This is a genomic window from Methylotenera sp. (genome assembly GCF_030653755.1).
GTDB lineage: Bacteria > Pseudomonadota > Gammaproteobacteria > Burkholderiales > Methylophilaceae > Methylotenera.
Genome location: NZ_JAURYU010000008.1, coordinates 22,772 through 39,515 on the forward strand (window position 1 = coordinate 22,772; position 16,744 = coordinate 39,515).

Consider the following 16,744-nt stretch of genomic DNA (forward strand, 5'->3'; position numbering starts at 1 on the left):
CCTAGAGCTTCTTAGTACAATTTTGCTGGTAAAGTTTGCTTCATCAAGCGACGATATTGACGCTTAACAGCAGCAGCAGCTTTACGTTTACGTTCCCAAGTTGGTTTTTCGTAAAATTCGCGAGCGCGAAGATCATTCAACAAACCTGTTTTTTCAATTAGGCGCTTAAAGCGACGAAGAGCAACGTCAAACGGCTCATTTTCTTTTACGCGTACACTAGACATTCATTCTCTCTTATCTGCAACAATTTAATTAGGTGATGCTCAAGTTCGCTAAACAAAGGCTTATAAACTTGAGAAAAGTCCACCATTTTAATCGTATAATTACTTTTATTCAATTACTTTTATAGCTTTGTGTTATAAAAATGCACTTTTAGACAAAATGGACCAAAATAAATGTTAGTTTTAGGCATTGAATCATCGTGTGACGAAACTGGTATCGCCTTATATGACACGAACAATGGCTTATTATCGCACGCACTACACTCCCAAGTTGAGATGCATGCAGAATATGGTGGCGTAGTGCCTGAGCTTGCATCGCGCGATCATATTCGCCGCGTACTGCCACTCACAGAACTCGCACTTAAAGATGCCAATAAAACATTGCAAGACATTGATGCCATTGCCTATACACAAGGCCCTGGACTATCTGGCGCATTATTGGTAGGCACTAGCTTTGCTGAATCTCTTGCGTTTAGCCTGCAAATTCCTACCATTAACGTCCACCATCTTGAAGGTCACCTATTAGCGCCTTTATTAGAAGACAACCCACCTGCGTTTCCATTTGTCGCTTTATTAGTTTCTGGCGGGCATAGCCAACTGATGCGAGTTAATGGCATAGGCGAGTATGAGTTGCTTGGCGATACGCTGGATGATGCCGCGGGCGAAGCCTTTGATAAAACAGCAAAATTATTAGGGCTGGGCTACCCAGGTGGCCCAGCACTATCCAACTTAGCAAAAACTGGCAAACCTCGTTTTAAATTACCTCGTCCACTGTTAAACAGCGGTGATTTAAACTTTAGCTTTAGTGGATTAAAAACTTCCGTGCTAACCTTAGTTAACCAACATCAACCATTAGATGCTGAAACTAAAGCCGATATCGCTTACGAGTTTCAAGAAGCAGTGACTGAAGTGTTATCAATCAAATGCATGAGTGCGCTACGAGAAACAGGATTAGATAATTTGATTGTTTCTGGTGGCGTTGGTGCAAACGCAAAGTTAAGAGAAAAACTAAACGCTGCCACCAAGCGAAAATTATGCAAGGTAAGCTACCCACGTTTGGAGTTTTGTACTGACAACGGTGCGATGATTGCATTTGCTGGCGCAATGCGCCTGAAAGCAATGCAAGGTACCATGCAAAACAATGTGGATAAAGATTACAGCTTTAGTGTAAAACCACGCTGGAACTTAAGTGAGTTACTAGCACCTTAGTCAGCATTCTTAAATGATCACGCCCAAATCACCTCACTTGAAGCAAGGGAATGGTGATTTTTCTACCTTTACTTTATCTAACATTATTTTTACCTTATTTCTTTTTACCAAACCCTGACTCAGTACCATCCAACAACTTTTTGATATTGCTTCTATGGCGCCATATCAAGAAAATAGACATCACTAATACCATCAGCACATAGTCGGAGATACCAATCGCATTATCTGCGTTTGCCAGTAAAAACCACGCATACATAGGCGCCAATGCCGCCGCCGCCAACGCAGCCAGCGATGAATAACGCGACACCGCAAACACAACCACCCAAGTCAGCAACGCCGCCAACGCAAGCATAGGCGCAAAACCCAACATTACACCTAATGCAGTCGCAACACCTTTGCCACCTTTAAACCCGTGATAAATTGGGTATAAATGGCCAAAAAACACAGCCAACCCTACCGCACTCACCACCCACATCGTCATGCCTGACTGCAAAGCCAACCAGACAGGAAACCAACCCTTAAATACATCACCCAATAAAGTTAAAATCGCCGCTGATTTCTTACCGCTACGCGCCACATTTGTCGCACCAATATTACCGCTACCCACCGTACGCGGGTCGGGCAAACCAAATAGCTTGCTCACTAAAATACCAAATGCAATTGACCCCAGCAAATAAGCCGCAACAATCCAAACAACGGGCACTAAGGTGACAGGAATAAACCCTAATTCATTCATTTAAACTCTCTTTATTGTCATTCTCGCATAGGCGTGAATCTAACTGTGATAACCACAATTTCTAATAAATTGTGGTTTAATATTCAAGATATTACTGGATTCCCGCCTTCGCGGGAATGACGACAAGAAAATAAGGCGCTATGGACACCATTTTTTTAAGCGAAGTTAAAGTACAAACCAAACTAGGCGTACCAGAATGGGAACGCATGACCCCGCAAACCATCATCCTAGACATAGAAATCGGCTACGACCTCAGCAAGGCCTGCCAAAGCGACGATGTAAACGACACTATCGATTACGGCGCCGTGGTTAACCGTGTACGTGAGACCCTACAAGAAAACAGCTTTCAACTAGTAGAAAAACTTGCAGAACACCTATGCCAATTGATTCTGAAAGAGTTTAACGCGCTAAGTGTGAAGATTAAAGTGGCTAAGCCTACTGTGTTGCCAGGATTGAAGGCGTTGGGAGTGGTGATTGAAAGAGAAAATAAAACTTGAGGGAAGCTGTCAAAATATTGATTGAGCCGATTAAGGCTACATGGGCAGAACTGGCCAAACAAGCCAATACAACCCACTTAATTATAAAGCTTCTAAATTACTCAATCAGAACTCCTTATTATTTAAATAAGCTATCTGAATCATCAATTATTGACAATGGAGCTCAAGCACTAGAGCTCACGCAACTAGCTGATGAATCACTCATTCTGGGAAAAGCTAGTAGTTTAATTCTAAAGGGAAATTCAGAGTCTGTTTTATATCCGTTCTTAGTAAGTTACTGGTCTGTTGTTGAATGTTCATTTGACGATTTAATGATAAGACTAATAATGAATGATGAAAATCTCAATCAAAAGCTTAATAATGCTGGGATAGCAATAAAATCAGATTTACAAGTTGGAACAGAATTATGGGCTAGTGAGATATACGGGAAACTAGGAAGAAAAACCCGTAGCAAATTAGAAAAAGAAGAAGGTAATGTAAGTGAATTTAAAAAACACCGCGCTCTTTTGAAAATCTTTGAAATAAATCTAGAGTTTGATAAAAACAAAGTTGTTCATATTGAAGAGTTTAATCAAATAAGAAATTGCATTCTTCACAATCAAGGAGTTATTGACAATAAAGCTGCCAATACTTGCCCTAACCTAAAATCAATGGTTGGGCAAAAAATTAGAATTGATGATGAAATTTTTGTTAATTGCGTCGACTCTGTGCGTGATTACACACTATCTTGGATGTTTGCATTAATTTACAGCCCCTACTTAGTCGACGCTATGAAAAAAGATAGCAAGAACCCTTACTCTGCTTAATACTTCCTCATACCCCCTTTACACCAGGCCGAGCAACACAGACATAAAGGGAGCTTTCAGTAATCGGTTGTTTGAGCGAAGCGAGTTTCCGATTGCTGCCTTTATGTTGAGTAGCGCAAGGAAGGCGTAGCCCGTGGTGTGGGGTGCCGTTTTCTTTGGTTACTTTCTTTTCAGGCAGTTAAAAGAAAGTAACTAGCTGTCGGGCTACCCCCGACACACTACTTAAAGCCACTGGATTCCCGCTTTCGCACCACAGGCACTCCGATTCACTAGGCACTTAAGCACCTGTGAAATCGTATGCGGGAATGACGGAGAAGCAATCAGCCCCGCGGATGATGCACACTATGCAGCCGCTTCAACCGCTCCCGCGCCACATGCGTATAGATTTGGGTAGTAGAAATATCTGAATGACCTAACAGCATCTGCACCACCCTTAAATCAGCCCCATGGTTGAGCAAATGCGTTGCAAACGCATGGCGTAGCACATGAGGCGACATATGCTTGGTGATTCCCGCTAACAATGCATAACGCTTAATCATGTACCAAAAAGCTTGGCGTGTCATTGCATCCCCGCGATTTGTAACAAACAACGCATCACATAATCGGTTTTGCAATATTTGCCGCCTCTCCTCCTTTAAATAACGCGATATCCACTCAACGGCATCTTCACCCATCGGCACTAAGCGCGTTTTACTACCTTTACCTGTCACACGCACGACACTATCACTGAGACTTACTTCCGTTGTTTTAATTGAAACCAGCTCAGATACACGTAGTCCACATGCATAAAGCAACTCCAACATTGCCTTATCTCGCACTCCCGCAGCCTCATTTAAATTGGGGGCATTGAGTAAAGCTTCCACCTCTTCTTCATTCAAGCTTTTGGGCAAACTACGCGGTAACTTAGGGGATTCTATTTGGACGGTAGGATCAACGTTTATCGTATTTTCACGTAAGCAATGGCGATAAAAACGGCGCAAGCTGGCAATTAGGCGGCCAATACTACGCGGTTTACTTTGTGGAAACCTAACTGCCAGATATTGCTGAACATCCGCTTTATCAATAGTTAATAACTGCTTACCTTGAGTCAACACCCAAACCGCAAACGAAGTGAGGTCTAGCCGATAACTTTCTAATGTATTTTTAGATAAGCCATCCTCTAACCATAGATGATCAATAAAAACATCAATCTGCGCTACATCATCTGGTGAAATTAGGCGTTTATTCACTTACCACCTCACCACATTGCACGCCTTCATGCTGTAACAACCATTGCTTAATAAGCAAGCCATTATGTTTACCTTGCATGAACCCACCTAAGCCATTTTTAGCGACCACTCTGTGGCACGGAATAAGCAACGGCAACTGATTGGCCCCACAAGCATTTGCTACCGCCCGCGGCCCTGAGCCAATTTGTTTTGCTAACTCTGTATACGTGCTGGTCTGTCCACATGGAATGGCTGCAATTGCCTGCCAAACCCGCTGTTGAAAGACTGTGCCCTTCTGGTGAACAGGTAAGTTAAATGTTGAACTAGCTTGTTGCAGATACTGCATGAGTTGTTGGCAAGCCGCGCTCACTAGTGGATGTGCTGATGGTTTCTCAAGTGACACCTTGCCATGGCCAGGGAACTCCTGCGTATTGGTTGCTGGCGGAAGCAACTCGATGACTAACTGACCATGATGAACACCAATAGACACCTGACCAAACGGTGCATTAATTAAAGCATGATCATTGATGGCAAGAGAGTTAGATTTCATCACGTTATGTTAAGCGCAAAGTGCGTCATGAGCAAACAACACATCTTGTTTATTAATCACTTTCATTGCCAAGTGATTAGCGTATTGCCATTAAATGTACAATAAAAAACCCCAATGATTTTCATCAATTGGGGTTTAGTGTGCTTTACAACACAAATACTAGGTTTTACGCTTTTTCTACTGGCGCTAAAACTTCTCTGTCACGTGCTACTAATTTCTCTTTAATACGTGCAGATTTACCTGAACGCTCACGTAGGTAGTACAGTTTCGCACGACGTACGTCACCGCGACGTTTCACTTCAATTGAAGCGATTAGTGGTGAGTAAGTTTGGAATGTACGCTCTACACCTTCACCAGATGAGATTTTACGTACGATGAATGATGAGTTCAAACCACGGTTACGTTTTGCAATCACAACGCCTTCGTATGACTGTACACGTTTACGTGTACCTTCAACTACGTTTACGCCAACCACTACAGTGTCACCTGGAGCAAAAACAGGAATCGTTTTGCCTAAACGGGCAATTTCTTCCTCTTCCAACATTTTAATAATATCTGCCATCTTTATTTATCTCTTCCAGTTACCCGTCGGAGTTCCTTTTAATTGTGAAGAAACTTGTTCCTACTGATCAAAACCCTATTCAAGTTCTTTTAGTAGCCGTGCTTCTTCTTTCGTCAACGGCCTTGCGGCCAATAAATCGGGACGTTGATCCCGAGTTCTTTGCAGTGACATTTTCAAACGCCACTGTTTAATCTTGGCATGATTACCTGACATTAATACTTCAGGCACTCGACTACCGTTATATTCTTCTGGCCTAGTGTAGTGCGGACAATCTAACAAGCCATCTACAAATGAATCTTCAATTGCAGAATCACTATCACCTAACGCACCTGGCAACTGGCGGATAATTGCATCCATCAACGCCATGGCGGGCAATTCACCACCACTTAATACATAATCCCCAATCGATATTTCTTCATCCACTTCAGCATCAATTAAACGCTGATCGACGCCTTCATATCGACTGGCAAGCAACACCAAGCCTTGCTTTTTGCTTAACTCCATCACTTTCTGATGCGTCAGCGGCTTTCCTGCTGGCGATAGATGCACAACCCAATGATCAATTTTCTCAGCCGTCTGTGTTGCCTTTGCTGCGTTAATTGCTTTTTCAAGCGGTTGCACCAGCATCACCATGCCAGGACCACCACCATAAGGTCTATCATCTACGGTTTTATGATTGTCGCTAGTGAAATCACGCGGATTCCAAAAGCCAACCTCATAAATGCCTTGCTGTAATGCCCTGCTTGTAATGCCATACTTAGTGATGGCATCAAACATTTCAGGAAACAAGGTCACAATATCAAATTTAAACGCCATGATTTAAATGGTTTAATTTTAACGAAACGACTAAAAGTCTTCGTCCCAATCAACCAGCATCGTCTTGGCTTTTAAATCAACCTCTAATACGACTGTTGCTACAAAGGGCAATAGTCGCTCTTGCGGTTTTTCTTTATCAGCATCAGCACTCAATACTTCTGGTTTTACTACATCTGATTTTACGACGAGCACATCATTTGCACCAGTTTCAAACACTTCAGTAATTAAACCAAAATCAACGCCCTGACTGTTTTTAACACGTAACCCGATTAAGTCTGACCAGTAATATTCATTCTCGTCAGGCTCTGGCAATTGCGCTCTTGGCACGGCAATTTGCTTACCTTTGCACGCCAACGCAGCGTCACGATCATCGACACCTGCCAACTTCACAACAATAACATCGTTATGAAGTTTAGCAGTTTCAACCACCATTTCGCGCCAGTCGTCGCCTTTACCTAGCCACCAAGTGTCATAATCAAACAGGCCGTCAATGACTTCTGTATCAGGCAACACTTTAAGCCAACCATAAACGCCGTAGGGCGCAACAATGCGCCCCATTACTACCATGTTATTCACAGCCATTTTAATTGCTTAGGTAAATTACCTAAGCTTTTTAAATTAAGCGTCAGCAGCTGGTGTTTCAGCAGCGGCAGCCTCAGCAGCTTTAGCTGCGGCAGCAGCCTCTGCGGCTTGAGCGTCAGCTTCTGCCTTAGCAGCGTCAGCGGCTGCTTTTAATTTTGCAGCTTCTTCAGCAGCAGCTTTTGCTTTAGCAGCTTCAGCCTTAGCAGCGTCTTTTGCTTTAGCAGCAATAGCAGCTTCTGGACCTTTAGCGTGGAATTTAACTAAACGAGCAACTGTATCAGACAGTTGTGCGCCGTTATTTTGCCAATGCGCAACACGAGCTAAATCGATACGTAAACCTTCAGCGTTTGCACTAGCTGATGGATTGTAAAAACCAACACGCTCAATAAAGCGACCATCACGACGATTGCGTGAATCAGCTACAACCAAGTTGTAGAAAGGAGTTTTTTTCGCGCCACCACGAGCTAAACGAATAATAACCATAATCTTTGTTCTCTTTTGAAAAATTTAAAGCAGAAAGGCGCGGATTTTACGTTACTTATACACCTTTTGGCAAGCTATTTATCTACATTTATTAATCAAGTAATGATTTATATAAAAATAGTTTGCCAGTTAGGATTATAAATGTAGTTTGTAACGTGTAGGGTCCGCCAACCCTGCTGCTAAGAAGCCCTCGCGACGTAAGCGGCATGAGTCGCACAAACCACAAGCTTCACCTTCGCTATCAGCCTGATAGCACGAAACCGTCATGGCGTAATCTACACCTAATGTTGTGCCTAGTTTGACTATCTCAGCCTTAGTCATATCGATTAAAGGTGCATGTATGGTAATAGTTTTACCTTCCACTGCACTTTTAGTGGCTAAATTAGCCATATTTTGAAACGCTTTAACGTATTCTCCACGACAGTCTGGATAACCAGAATAGTCTAAAGCATTCACGCCAATAAAAATATCTTGTGCTTGCAACACTTCGGCCCAAGCCAATGCCAGCGATAGCATAATGGTGTTACGTGCTGGCACATAAGTAATGGGAATGCCTTCTGTTGCGCTTTCAGGCACAGCAATAGCATCATCAGTCAGTGCCGACCCACCAAATAAAGATAAATCCAACTGTGCAGTTTTGTGTGCAGCTGCACCCATCACTTTGGCAACATTTTTTGCTGCGAACAACTCTGCAATATGACGCTGATGGTAGTCCAAACTTAAACAGTAGCAATCGAAATCTTGGTTACGTGCATAGGCTAACACTGTGGCTGAGTCTAACCCACCTGACAGAAGTACAACGGCTTTTTTTGTCATTTTCCAGGCACCTCGCCCCATAATATCTTGTGTAACTGCAATTGCATACGCACAGGAAGCTTATCTTCCAAGACCCAATCGGCTAAGTCTGATGGCACTACTTGGCTATAAACTGGTGAAAATAGTACTGGGCATTTATCAGTTAAACGCTCTTTTACCAAAAGGTCTTTTGCCCATTCATAATCAGCGCGACTGCATAGCACAAACTTTACCTCATCTGTTTTTTTAAGATGCGCTAAATTGGTCCATAAGTTGTTTTTGAGTTCACCTGAATCTGGTGTTTTAATATCCAAGATGACTGATACACGAGCATCCACTGGCCCAATATCAATAGCGCCACCAGTTTCTAGAGAAACGCTATAGCCTTGATCACACAGCGCTTTAAGTAATACGTGGCAGTCTTTTTGCGCCAGCGGCTCACCGCCAGTCACTGTCACGTATGGCGTGCCAAACTCTGCGACTTTAGTGAGAATGTCATCGATTTCCATATTGCTACCGCCACTAAAAGCATAGGCAGTATCACAATATACGCAACGCATTGGGCAACCTGTAAGGCGCACAAATACGGTAGGCAAGCCCACACGCGAGGACTCGCCTTGTAGCGAATAAAAAATTTCATGGATTTTAAGTTTCATCTAATACTTTGCACACCAACAATTAATCACGCAAAAAAATAGCGCCAACACAGAGATTGGCGCTATTTTAACTTAAAAGCTTTATTTGCCTAAATGTAGGCGAATAAACAAATTTTAGGTGCTTACCTATTTTAATCACTATTTTTAAATATCTATCGAATAGCCTCTAATGCTTTTAAACGTTTATGCGCGGTTGGCGTCAGCTCACTATTTGGAAACTTAGCGATTAAATCACGTAATGTTTTTTTAGCACCTAGTACTAAACCAAGCTGAATTTGGCTATTCGCCATATTGAACATTGCATCTGGTAGCTTCGGGCTATCAGCATAGGTATCAATTAACTTTTGCTGAGTGGCGATAGATGACTTGTAATTTTTTAATGCAAATTGTGAGTAGCCCAGACCATACATTGCTTCATGCGCATAGCTGCTAGTTGGATAATCTTTCAGGAACTTATCGTATGCATTGAATGCATCCTTATGCTTTGATTCTTTTGAGAGGCCGTTTGCTAACTCTAACAACTGGTATTCCTGCGTGTCTTTTTCAGCAACTGCGGGCGTGGCAGCCACTTCAGCTGTTGGCGCGGACTCTATCTTACGCAAACGCTCATCAATATCTGTATATAAATCTTTTTGACGCTGAAGTGCGGTTTCAACTTTATGATTGGCGACTTCAAGCTCACCTTTAAGCCTTGCATTCTCTTGCTTTAACGCATCAAGCTGTGACTGCATGTCGGCTAAAGCGTTTCTTGCAATAGCATCCCGCTGCTCTTGCGATTGTTTTAAATCATTAATTGCAGACTGCGTAGCCTGATTCTGGCTTTGCATACTTTTCTCAACTTCTAGTATTTTCTTTCGCGCCTCTGCATCATCAAACAATGCAGAGTGACTGCTCATGGAAAATAATTGCGTTGCTAACAATACGCTAGACAGAATCAGGTTTTTCATCATTTTTAAACTTAATTATCTAAAAATTAGTCGTTTTCGTAAACAACATCAACGCGACGGTTCAATTGATGGCAAGCTTCGTCAGCGCAATTTCCTGATGCTTTTTCTTCACCAAAACTCACTGTTTCGATTTGCTTGTCTTGAACACCTAACAAGTTAAATGATTTTTTAACTGACACTGCACGACGTTGACCTAATGAAACGTTGTACTCACGTGTACCGCGCTCATCAGCGTTACCTTGCAATACTAATTTAGCATCAGTATTAGCAAGCAAGTATTTTGCATGCGCTTCGATTAATGGGCGGAACTCTGCACGTACTGTGTCGCTATCAAAGTCAAAGTAGATGTTTCTTTTTGACAAAATGTTGTTTGGATCTTTCAGTGGGTTATTACCGTTGTTAGCATTGCTATCAATAGTAACTTCTTTAACACCTGAAGTATCTGCTGAGCCGTCACTAGACTGTGATGAACCAGCTGGGCTTTTATCTTCAACGCCTGCAGGCTTGTCTGTCATCGGTGTACTTTTACAAGCAGATAACATTGCTGCTAGCACTAAAGCACCTAATACTTTTTTATTAAAAATTCCCTTAATCATTACTTTCTCCTTTAGTAAAAACAAACCATCCATATTACATCGCATTAATTCAGTAGAGGACCCCATGCTGGCTCGCGAATATCGCCGCCTGACTCGCTTAGACGCTGCCTTACGCGACCATCTGCAGAAACTGCTGCAAGCGAGCCACGGCCAGCTGCTCTAGTAGCATATAGTATCACACGACCATTGGGTGCAAAACTAGGTGACTCATCCTGCGAGCCTTCGCTAAGTATCTGTACCTGCCCTGTCGTTAGGTTCTGCAAGGCAACGCGGAATTTTCCACCATCGTTACGAATCATCGCTAGCGATTTGCCATCTGGAGAGAAACGCGGGCTTAAATTGTAAGGACCATCAAATGTGACTCGCTGCGCATCACCACCAATGGATGATACTTTGTAAATTTGCGGACTACCGCCTCGATCAGAGCTAAAGTATATCCACTTAGCATCTGGCGACCAGATAGGCTCTGTATCAATTGCGCTACTCTTAGTCAGTTGCTTTAAGCCACTGCCATCAGCATTAATAAGATAAAGCTGTGAGTTGGCAGCATGGGTTAACACTATCGCAAGTTTACTGCCATCTGGCGACCATGCAGGTGCACTATTGTTGCCTTTGAAGCTTGCCAATGTGATGCGTTGACCTGTCATCAGTGATTGCACAAAAATAATCGGCTTTTTCTTTTCAAAAGACACGTAGGCAATTTTGCTACCATCAGGCGACCATGCAGGCGAAATAATCGGCTCATTGGAAGAAACGACGGTTTGTGGATTAACACCATCCGCATCCGCCACTTGCAATGCATAGCGACCTTTGGATTTATTGATATAGGCAATACGACTTGCGAAAATTGCAGATTCACCAGTGAGCTTCTGGTAAATAACATCCGCTATCTTATGTGCTGTCATACGCAGTTGATTTGGCGCGATGTTGTAATCCATGCCAGCTAACTGAGTTTGCTTGAGCACATCACCCAATTGAAAACTTACCTTCAGACGATTGCCTGGCAAGGTTTCTATTTTTCCGACAGCAATGGCCTGTGCCTGCAATGCAGCCCAATCACTATATTTAACTTGGGAAATGTTACTAGGCTGACTCACTACACCCGCTGTTTCTAACACCCTAAACATACCGCTGCGGCGTAAATCTGCGCTAATAATGTTAGCGATATTTTCTTGATTTTTAACGTTATCTTGATTAAAAGGCACTATTGCGATGGGCAGTTGCTGCGCATTGCCGCCACTAATTTCTATTTCCAATGCTGCGTGACTAACTGGTGTCACGATTGCAGATGCCATGAATGCGGTTGCAGACAATAAGGCCACCTGAAATAAATTAAGCAATTTTTTCATATATCGTATGGTCAGTGTAGTCTTAAAAAAGTTCATCAAATTTTACTGTAATCTGCAATAGATGCTAGTGCATTTACACTTACTTACATTTCAACCTTTAAACCTAGTGGTCATTAGGTTTAAAGGTTAGCTTCAATGTCCTGAATTGTGAAAATAATGTTTTATCTTCAGGTAAAGGTAGAGGCTCTGAAGCGCGAATAGCGCGCTCAACCGCTTCATCACATGTGGCGTTGCCGCTAGACTTAGTAAGTTTAGGTGATGAGCCTAATTCACCTGTGGGCAACAGCGCGATATCAAATTTCAATTCGGGATTGCCATCACCGCATAGAGACTTATTCACGTTATTACGAATTTTTGCTTGAATTTTTGCTTTAAATTCGTCAACTACACCAGCCTTTGCCGCATTACTCTTTTGCTCGCCCAATGCTTTTTCATCACTTAGGCTTTCTTGTTGTAGCTTCTTTAGCGCATCATCTATAGGTGGCTTGTTAGGTTTTTCTAAGGCATCTTGCTCCACTAGTTTTTGCAATTTAGCCAACTGGTCTTCTTGTTGTATTTTTTTAGGGGGCTCTTTAGGCGGATCTTTTTTAATCGGCTTTTTTGGCGCCTCTTGTTTAATTGCGATTTCTGGCTCTGGTTTTGGTGGTAGCTTCAGTTCAGGCTTAGGCTCAATCACACGCTCTGCCTTGGGTTCTGGTTTTGGAATTTCTTTTACAACAGGTTTTGGTATCACCATTGGCGATGGCTGTTTAGGCACGTTGGCGACAGGCAGACTATCCCACAGCTCAACCTCCGCAATACTAACTGGATGGGTTGTTTTCCAATTAAACGAAATCAACAAGGCACCCAACAATATGACGTGCACAGTGATGGATAAAACACCGGCTTTAAATGAATCTGTATTTTCGCGCTGACGTAACATAAGGTTAAATTAACTAAACACTTTAGGCGGGCTTAAGCAACAAGCCAACTTTGTCTACCCTATTAGTTTTAAGCAAATCCATCACACTGATCACATCTTCGTATTTAACGTTTTTATCAGCGGCAATCACCACACTACGTTCTGGTGAGTTTGTTAATGTGGTTTGCACCGCAACCAACATCTCATCACGTTGCATCGTTTTACTATCTAGCTCTATGCTGCCATCTTTCTTAACCGTGACAACAACTGGTGGCAGTTTTGGCTGACTGAGCGCTTGACCTGCGCCTGGCAGTTCCACCACGCCAGGGTTAGTCATAGGGGCTGTGACCATAAAAATGACCAACAAAACCAACGTGACGTCGATATACGGCACCACATTGATTTGATTCATCATGCGGCGTTTACGTGTTCTGCTCATCGTGCAACCTCTGCTGAAAACAATTTTAAAGCAATATCCAATTGAATCATCATGTTAAGACTTACGTTGCAGGATGTTGGTAAACTCTTCCATGAAGCTTTCATAACGCACTGAGAGCCTATCTACTGAGCTTGCAAATCGGTTATAAGCAATCACTGCGGGAATCGCTGCAAATAAGCCAATGGCGGTTGCCACCAAGGCTTCGGCAATCCCTGGCGCGACTTGTGTAAGCGTTGCTTGGGCGACATTAGATAAACCTCTAAATGCGTTCATAATGCCCCACACTGTGCCGAACAAGCCAATATATGGACTGACTGAGCCCACAGAGGCTAGAAACGGTAAATGTGCATCCAACTCATCCATCTCTCGATTAAAAGCTGCGCGCATCGCACGGCGTGAGCCTTCCATCACATCAGATACGTCCATACGGGTTTGCTGCTTATGTCGTGCATATTCTTTAAAACCAGCTTCAAAGATACTCGCCATGCCTTGTGGCTTACGACGATTGGCAGTAATCACGTCATACAGCTTGTTAAGATCACCACCACTCCAAAAAGTATCTTCGAAATCATCTGCATCACGCTCGGCGCGCTTAATCGTGGCAACTTTAATAAAAATATACCACCATGAGAACAACGAAGTGATGACTAGAATAAGCATCACCAGCTGTACCGGCAAGCTTGCGCCTGCGATCAGACTAAAAAAGGACATATCACTACTTGCATTCATAACTTCTCCACTTTTTATCTATTGCTTTTTTATGACGTACTGCAATGATTAACTGCATTAGTCATGACTTTAAATAGTCCAAATAATTTCAAACTGAATATGGCTAAACTTTTTCAAGCCTAAGTTTTTTCAAATCTCATCTTTTTCAAGCATGGTTTGTTTTATGTGTGCTGGAATTCCTACAGGCTTAAAAGTTGCGGCATTTACAAAAGCCGCTTTAACATGTGCGCTAATCAAGAACACACCTTCACGCGTGATGGTTTGTGCCAACTCAATACTGCCGTGGCCGATTTTAACGATATCGCAATGAATTTCAAGCATGTCATTAAAATAAGCTGGCTTCTTAAAAGTGATAGCCAGACTGTGCACAACAATAATGATGCCAAGGCTATTTTTTAATTCAGTTTGCTCAAACCCTAATGCACGTAACCACTCGGTTCGGGCGCGTTCCATAAAGTTTAAATAATTAGAATGATAAACGACACCGCCAGCATCTGTGTCTTCATAATATACACGCACAGGCCAACTAAACTTACTTAAAGACATTGCTACTCCTGCCACGATTCAGCACTAGCGATAGCACCTGGCACTGGTAAACCAAAATGCTGATACGACTGGATGGTTGCCACCCGACCCCGCGGTGTACGCATTAAGAAGCCTTGCTGAATCAAATAAGGCTCCAGCACGTCTTCAATGGTATCGCGTTCTTCACCAATAGCTGCGGCTAAGTTATCTAGCCCGACAGGCCCACCTCCAAATTTTTCCAGCACGGCCAGCAGTAACTTTCTATCCATGACATCAAAGCCAAGTTTATCAACATCCAACATTTTAAGTGCCGCATCTGCAATACTGGCACTGACTTTACCATCCGCTTTTACTTGGGCGTAGTCGCGCACACGGCGCAATAAGCGGTTAGCGATACGTGGTGTGCCTCTTGAGCGTTTAGCAATTTCAAACGCCCCAGTGTCTACCATTTCGACATCAAGCAAGCCTGCGGAGCGCTGCACGATACGGCCTAGTTCTTCAGAAGTATAAAACTCCAATCTTGAGACGATACCAAAACGGTCACGCAAAGGATTGGTGAGCATGCCAGCGCGTGTGGTTGCGCCCACCAAGGTAAATGGAGGTAAATCTAATCTGACGCTACGTGCAGCAGGGCCTTCGCCTATCATGATATCAAGGCGGTAGTCTTCCATTGCTGGATATAAAATTTCTTCCACTACTGGTGAAAGCCTGTGGATTTCATCAATAAATAAGACGTCATTTGGCTCTAAGTTTGTGAGTAGCGCAGCTAAGTCACCCGCACGTTCAAGCACAGGCCCTGAGGTTTGACGCATATTAACGCCCATTTCTTTGGCAATAATATGGGCAAGTGTTGTTTTGCCTAATCCTGGGGGGCCAAACAGCAATACATGATCCAGCGCCTCACTGCGTCCTCGTGCTGCGTTAATAAATATTTCTAGTTGCGCACGCGCTTTTTCTTGCCCGATGTATTCATCCAGCACTTTGGGGCGGAGTGCACGCTCTAGCGCCTCCTCTTGCGGACTGACAACATCTGGTGCGATTAAACGATCAGTTTCTATCATACAACTTCATCAGCTCTCTTATATTGCAAAACTACCCAATGCGAAACGAGTGTTAGGCCAACGGCTAACAATGTTGGTCCTAAAAAAATACCAATAAACCCAAACATCAACACCCCGCCTAGTACACCTAATACAACAAGCAATAGCGGCAAACGTGATGTATGGCTAATTAAGATTGGCTTAATAATATTATCTACCGTACTAATCACAAGCAAACCGTAAATAAATAAAAATATTGCCCAGCCTTGCTCTCCATGATTAAACAGCCATAATGAAGCACCACCCCATACTAATGGCGGTCCGACTGGAATCATCGATAAGAAAAAAGTAGCTAACGCCAACAATAATGGCATAGGTGCACCCGCTAACCAGAACCCGAACAATGCAACACTCGCTTGCGCTAACGCAGTACCAAACACCCCTAACATGACGCCTTTTACTGTACTACATGACAAGGTTAGCATTTCCTGCCCCAGTTCACCGCCCAATCTACGCACAATCGCAGTAATAACGTCTGCTAGACGCGTGCCATCTCTATAAAAAAAGAAGGCAACAAAGACAACTAGTACCAATTGCAAGAATCCACCCATCACTAATTGCACGGTCTGCAACAGAAATGCCCGAATTGGTTCTGAGTACTGGTTTAGCAAGCGCATGAGTTCCTCATGGCTGACTAGCGCACGTTGCCAAGAATCCGCCAACTGCTCACCTATAATGGGTAGACTTGTTAGCCAAGTTGGTGCCGTAGGCTGCAAACTTTGTAAAGCAGACTGTGCTTCATCAAGCAGCACAGTGGCAGAGTCAGCCAAATTCACTGCCAAGTAAGCCATTGGTAAAATCAGCGCAAACAGTAGCAACAGTGTCATTGTGACAGCAGCAAGCATATCTCGCTTACCTAATAAACGCCATATACGTTGATATAACGGCCAAGTGAACACACAAATCACAGCAGCAAATAACATTGCTGGCATAAACGGATAAAGCACGAAGACGCAACCTACAATTAGTAGCGATATCAAGGTGATGCGTGCGATTTGGTTGGTGTTAATCATATTAGTACTCAAAAATATCGGGCA

At 43.1% G+C, this 16,744-nt stretch carries 22 protein-coding genes; 3 read left to right on the forward strand and 19 right to left on the reverse strand.

The genetic code is table 11. The annotated features are described in order from the left end of the window. Window positions 1–11: 11 nt before the first annotated feature. Window positions 12–224, reverse strand: a complete 213-nt coding sequence (gene rpsU, locus Q7U33_RS01350; protein ID WP_015833002.1) for a 30S ribosomal protein S21 — start codon at window positions 222–224, stop codon at window positions 12–14. A 171-nt stretch (window positions 225–395) separates the two neighbouring features. On the opposite strand from rpsU, the gene tsaD reads away from it, so the two are divergent. Beyond that, window positions 396–1,430: a tRNA (adenosine(37)-N6)-threonylcarbamoyltransferase complex transferase subunit TsaD gene (gene tsaD / locus Q7U33_RS01355; protein WP_304857752.1), complete on the forward strand. Its 1,035-nt coding sequence runs from the start codon at window positions 396–398 to the stop codon at window positions 1,428–1,430. A gap of 94 nt (window positions 1,431–1,524) precedes the next feature. Here the strand turns inward: tsaD and plsY are convergent, their stop codons facing one another. Continuing rightward, complete coding sequence (gene plsY / locus Q7U33_RS01360) at window positions 1,525–2,166, reverse strand: glycerol-3-phosphate 1-O-acyltransferase PlsY (RefSeq protein WP_304857753.1); 642 nt, start codon at window positions 2,164–2,166, stop codon at window positions 1,525–1,527. Between the two features lie 140 nt (window positions 2,167–2,306). Here plsY and folB point away from each other — a divergent pair, with 140 nt between their 5' ends. Further along, entirely contained in the window at window positions 2,307–2,663 is a 357-nt protein-coding gene (gene folB / locus Q7U33_RS01365) for a dihydroneopterin aldolase (RefSeq protein ID WP_304857754.1), read from the forward strand. Further along, window positions 2,660–3,469, forward strand: a complete 810-nt coding sequence (locus Q7U33_RS01370; RefSeq protein ID WP_304857755.1) for a hypothetical protein — start codon at window positions 2,660–2,662, stop codon at window positions 3,467–3,469. Before folB ends, Q7U33_RS01370 begins: the two co-directional genes overlap by 4 nt. A 320-nt stretch (window positions 3,470–3,789) precedes the next feature. Here Q7U33_RS01370 and xerD read toward each other — a convergent pair whose 3' ends face one another. From xerD to Q7U33_RS01455, 17 genes are all read right to left on the reverse strand, one after another. Beyond that, window positions 3,790–4,698, reverse strand: a complete 909-nt coding sequence (xerD, locus tag Q7U33_RS01375) for a site-specific tyrosine recombinase XerD (RefSeq protein ID WP_304857756.1) — start codon at window positions 4,696–4,698, stop codon at window positions 3,790–3,792. After that, window positions 4,691–5,227, reverse strand: a complete 537-nt coding sequence (locus Q7U33_RS01380; RefSeq protein ID WP_304857757.1) for a methylated-DNA--[protein]-cysteine S-methyltransferase — start codon at window positions 5,225–5,227, stop codon at window positions 4,691–4,693. Before Q7U33_RS01380 ends, xerD begins: the two co-directional genes overlap by 8 nt. Before the next feature lie 166 nt (window positions 5,228–5,393). Further along, complete coding sequence (rplS, locus tag Q7U33_RS01385) at window positions 5,394–5,789, reverse strand: 50S ribosomal protein L19 (RefSeq protein ID WP_304857758.1); 396 nt, start codon at window positions 5,787–5,789, stop codon at window positions 5,394–5,396. A 75-nt stretch (window positions 5,790–5,864) separates the two neighbouring features. After that, on the reverse strand, window positions 5,865–6,605 hold the full coding sequence (gene trmD / locus Q7U33_RS01390) for a tRNA (guanosine(37)-N1)-methyltransferase TrmD (protein WP_304857759.1): 741 nt from the start codon (window positions 6,603–6,605) through the stop codon (window positions 5,865–5,867). A gap of 30 nt (window positions 6,606–6,635) precedes the next feature. After that, window positions 6,636–7,187: a ribosome maturation factor RimM gene (gene rimM / locus Q7U33_RS01395; protein ID WP_304857760.1), complete on the reverse strand. Its 552-nt coding sequence runs from the start codon at window positions 7,185–7,187 to the stop codon at window positions 6,636–6,638. Between the two features lie 36 nt (window positions 7,188–7,223). Next, the gene (gene rpsP, locus Q7U33_RS01400) at window positions 7,224–7,670 is read right to left on the reverse strand and encodes a 30S ribosomal protein S16 (RefSeq protein WP_304857761.1); all 447 of its coding nucleotides are present in this window, start codon (window positions 7,668–7,670) and stop codon (window positions 7,224–7,226) included. Window positions 7,671–7,805: 135 nt separating this feature from the next. Continuing rightward, window positions 7,806–8,486 carry a 7-cyano-7-deazaguanine synthase QueC gene (queC, locus tag Q7U33_RS01405; protein WP_304857762.1) on the reverse strand — a complete coding sequence of 227 codons (681 nt, stop codon included), beginning with the start codon at window positions 8,484–8,486 and terminating at the stop codon, window positions 7,806–7,808. Continuing rightward, window positions 8,483–9,121, reverse strand: coding sequence for a 7-carboxy-7-deazaguanine synthase QueE (gene queE, locus Q7U33_RS01410; protein ID WP_304857763.1), 639 nt, complete (start codon window positions 9,119–9,121; stop codon window positions 8,483–8,485). Before queE ends, queC begins: the two co-directional genes overlap by 4 nt. 152 nt (window positions 9,122–9,273) lie before the next feature. After that, complete coding sequence (locus Q7U33_RS01415; RefSeq protein ID WP_304857764.1) at window positions 9,274–10,071, reverse strand: YbgF trimerization domain-containing protein; 798 nt, start codon at window positions 10,069–10,071, stop codon at window positions 9,274–9,276. Between the two features lie 23 nt (window positions 10,072–10,094). Continuing rightward, a complete protein-coding gene (locus Q7U33_RS01420) occupies window positions 10,095–10,664 on the reverse strand; it encodes an OmpA family protein (RefSeq protein ID WP_304857765.1) in 570 nt (189 codons plus the stop codon). 44 nt (window positions 10,665–10,708) lie between these two features. After that, window positions 10,709–12,013, reverse strand: a complete 1,305-nt coding sequence (gene tolB, locus Q7U33_RS01425; protein ID WP_370651970.1) for a Tol-Pal system beta propeller repeat protein TolB — start codon at window positions 12,011–12,013, stop codon at window positions 10,709–10,711. A gap of 103 nt (window positions 12,014–12,116) precedes the next feature. Further along, entirely contained in the window at window positions 12,117–12,935 is an 819-nt protein-coding gene (locus Q7U33_RS01430) for a cell envelope integrity protein TolA (RefSeq protein ID WP_304857766.1), read from the reverse strand. A 22-nt stretch (window positions 12,936–12,957) separates the two neighbouring features. Next, on the reverse strand, window positions 12,958–13,353 hold the full coding sequence (locus Q7U33_RS01435; RefSeq protein ID WP_304857767.1) for an ExbD/TolR family protein: 396 nt from the start codon (window positions 13,351–13,353) through the stop codon (window positions 12,958–12,960). A gap of 54 nt (window positions 13,354–13,407) precedes the next feature. Further along, on the reverse strand, window positions 13,408–14,082 hold the full coding sequence (gene tolQ / locus Q7U33_RS01440; RefSeq protein WP_304857768.1) for a protein TolQ: 675 nt from the start codon (window positions 14,080–14,082) through the stop codon (window positions 13,408–13,410). A 129-nt stretch (window positions 14,083–14,211) separates the two neighbouring features. After that, the gene (gene ybgC / locus Q7U33_RS01445; protein ID WP_304857769.1) at window positions 14,212–14,628 is read right to left on the reverse strand and encodes a tol-pal system-associated acyl-CoA thioesterase; all 417 of its coding nucleotides are present in this window, start codon (window positions 14,626–14,628) and stop codon (window positions 14,212–14,214) included. 2 nt (window positions 14,629–14,630) lie between these two features. After that, entirely contained in the window at window positions 14,631–15,668 is a 1,038-nt protein-coding gene (gene ruvB, locus Q7U33_RS01450) for a Holliday junction branch migration DNA helicase RuvB (RefSeq protein WP_304857770.1), read from the reverse strand. Further along, a complete protein-coding gene (locus Q7U33_RS01455) occupies window positions 15,665–16,720 on the reverse strand; it encodes an AI-2E family transporter (RefSeq protein ID WP_304857771.1) in 1,056 nt (351 codons plus the stop codon). The genes ruvB and Q7U33_RS01455 overlap by 4 nt, the downstream gene beginning before the upstream one ends. Between the last annotated feature and the right edge of the window lie 24 nt (window positions 16,721–16,744).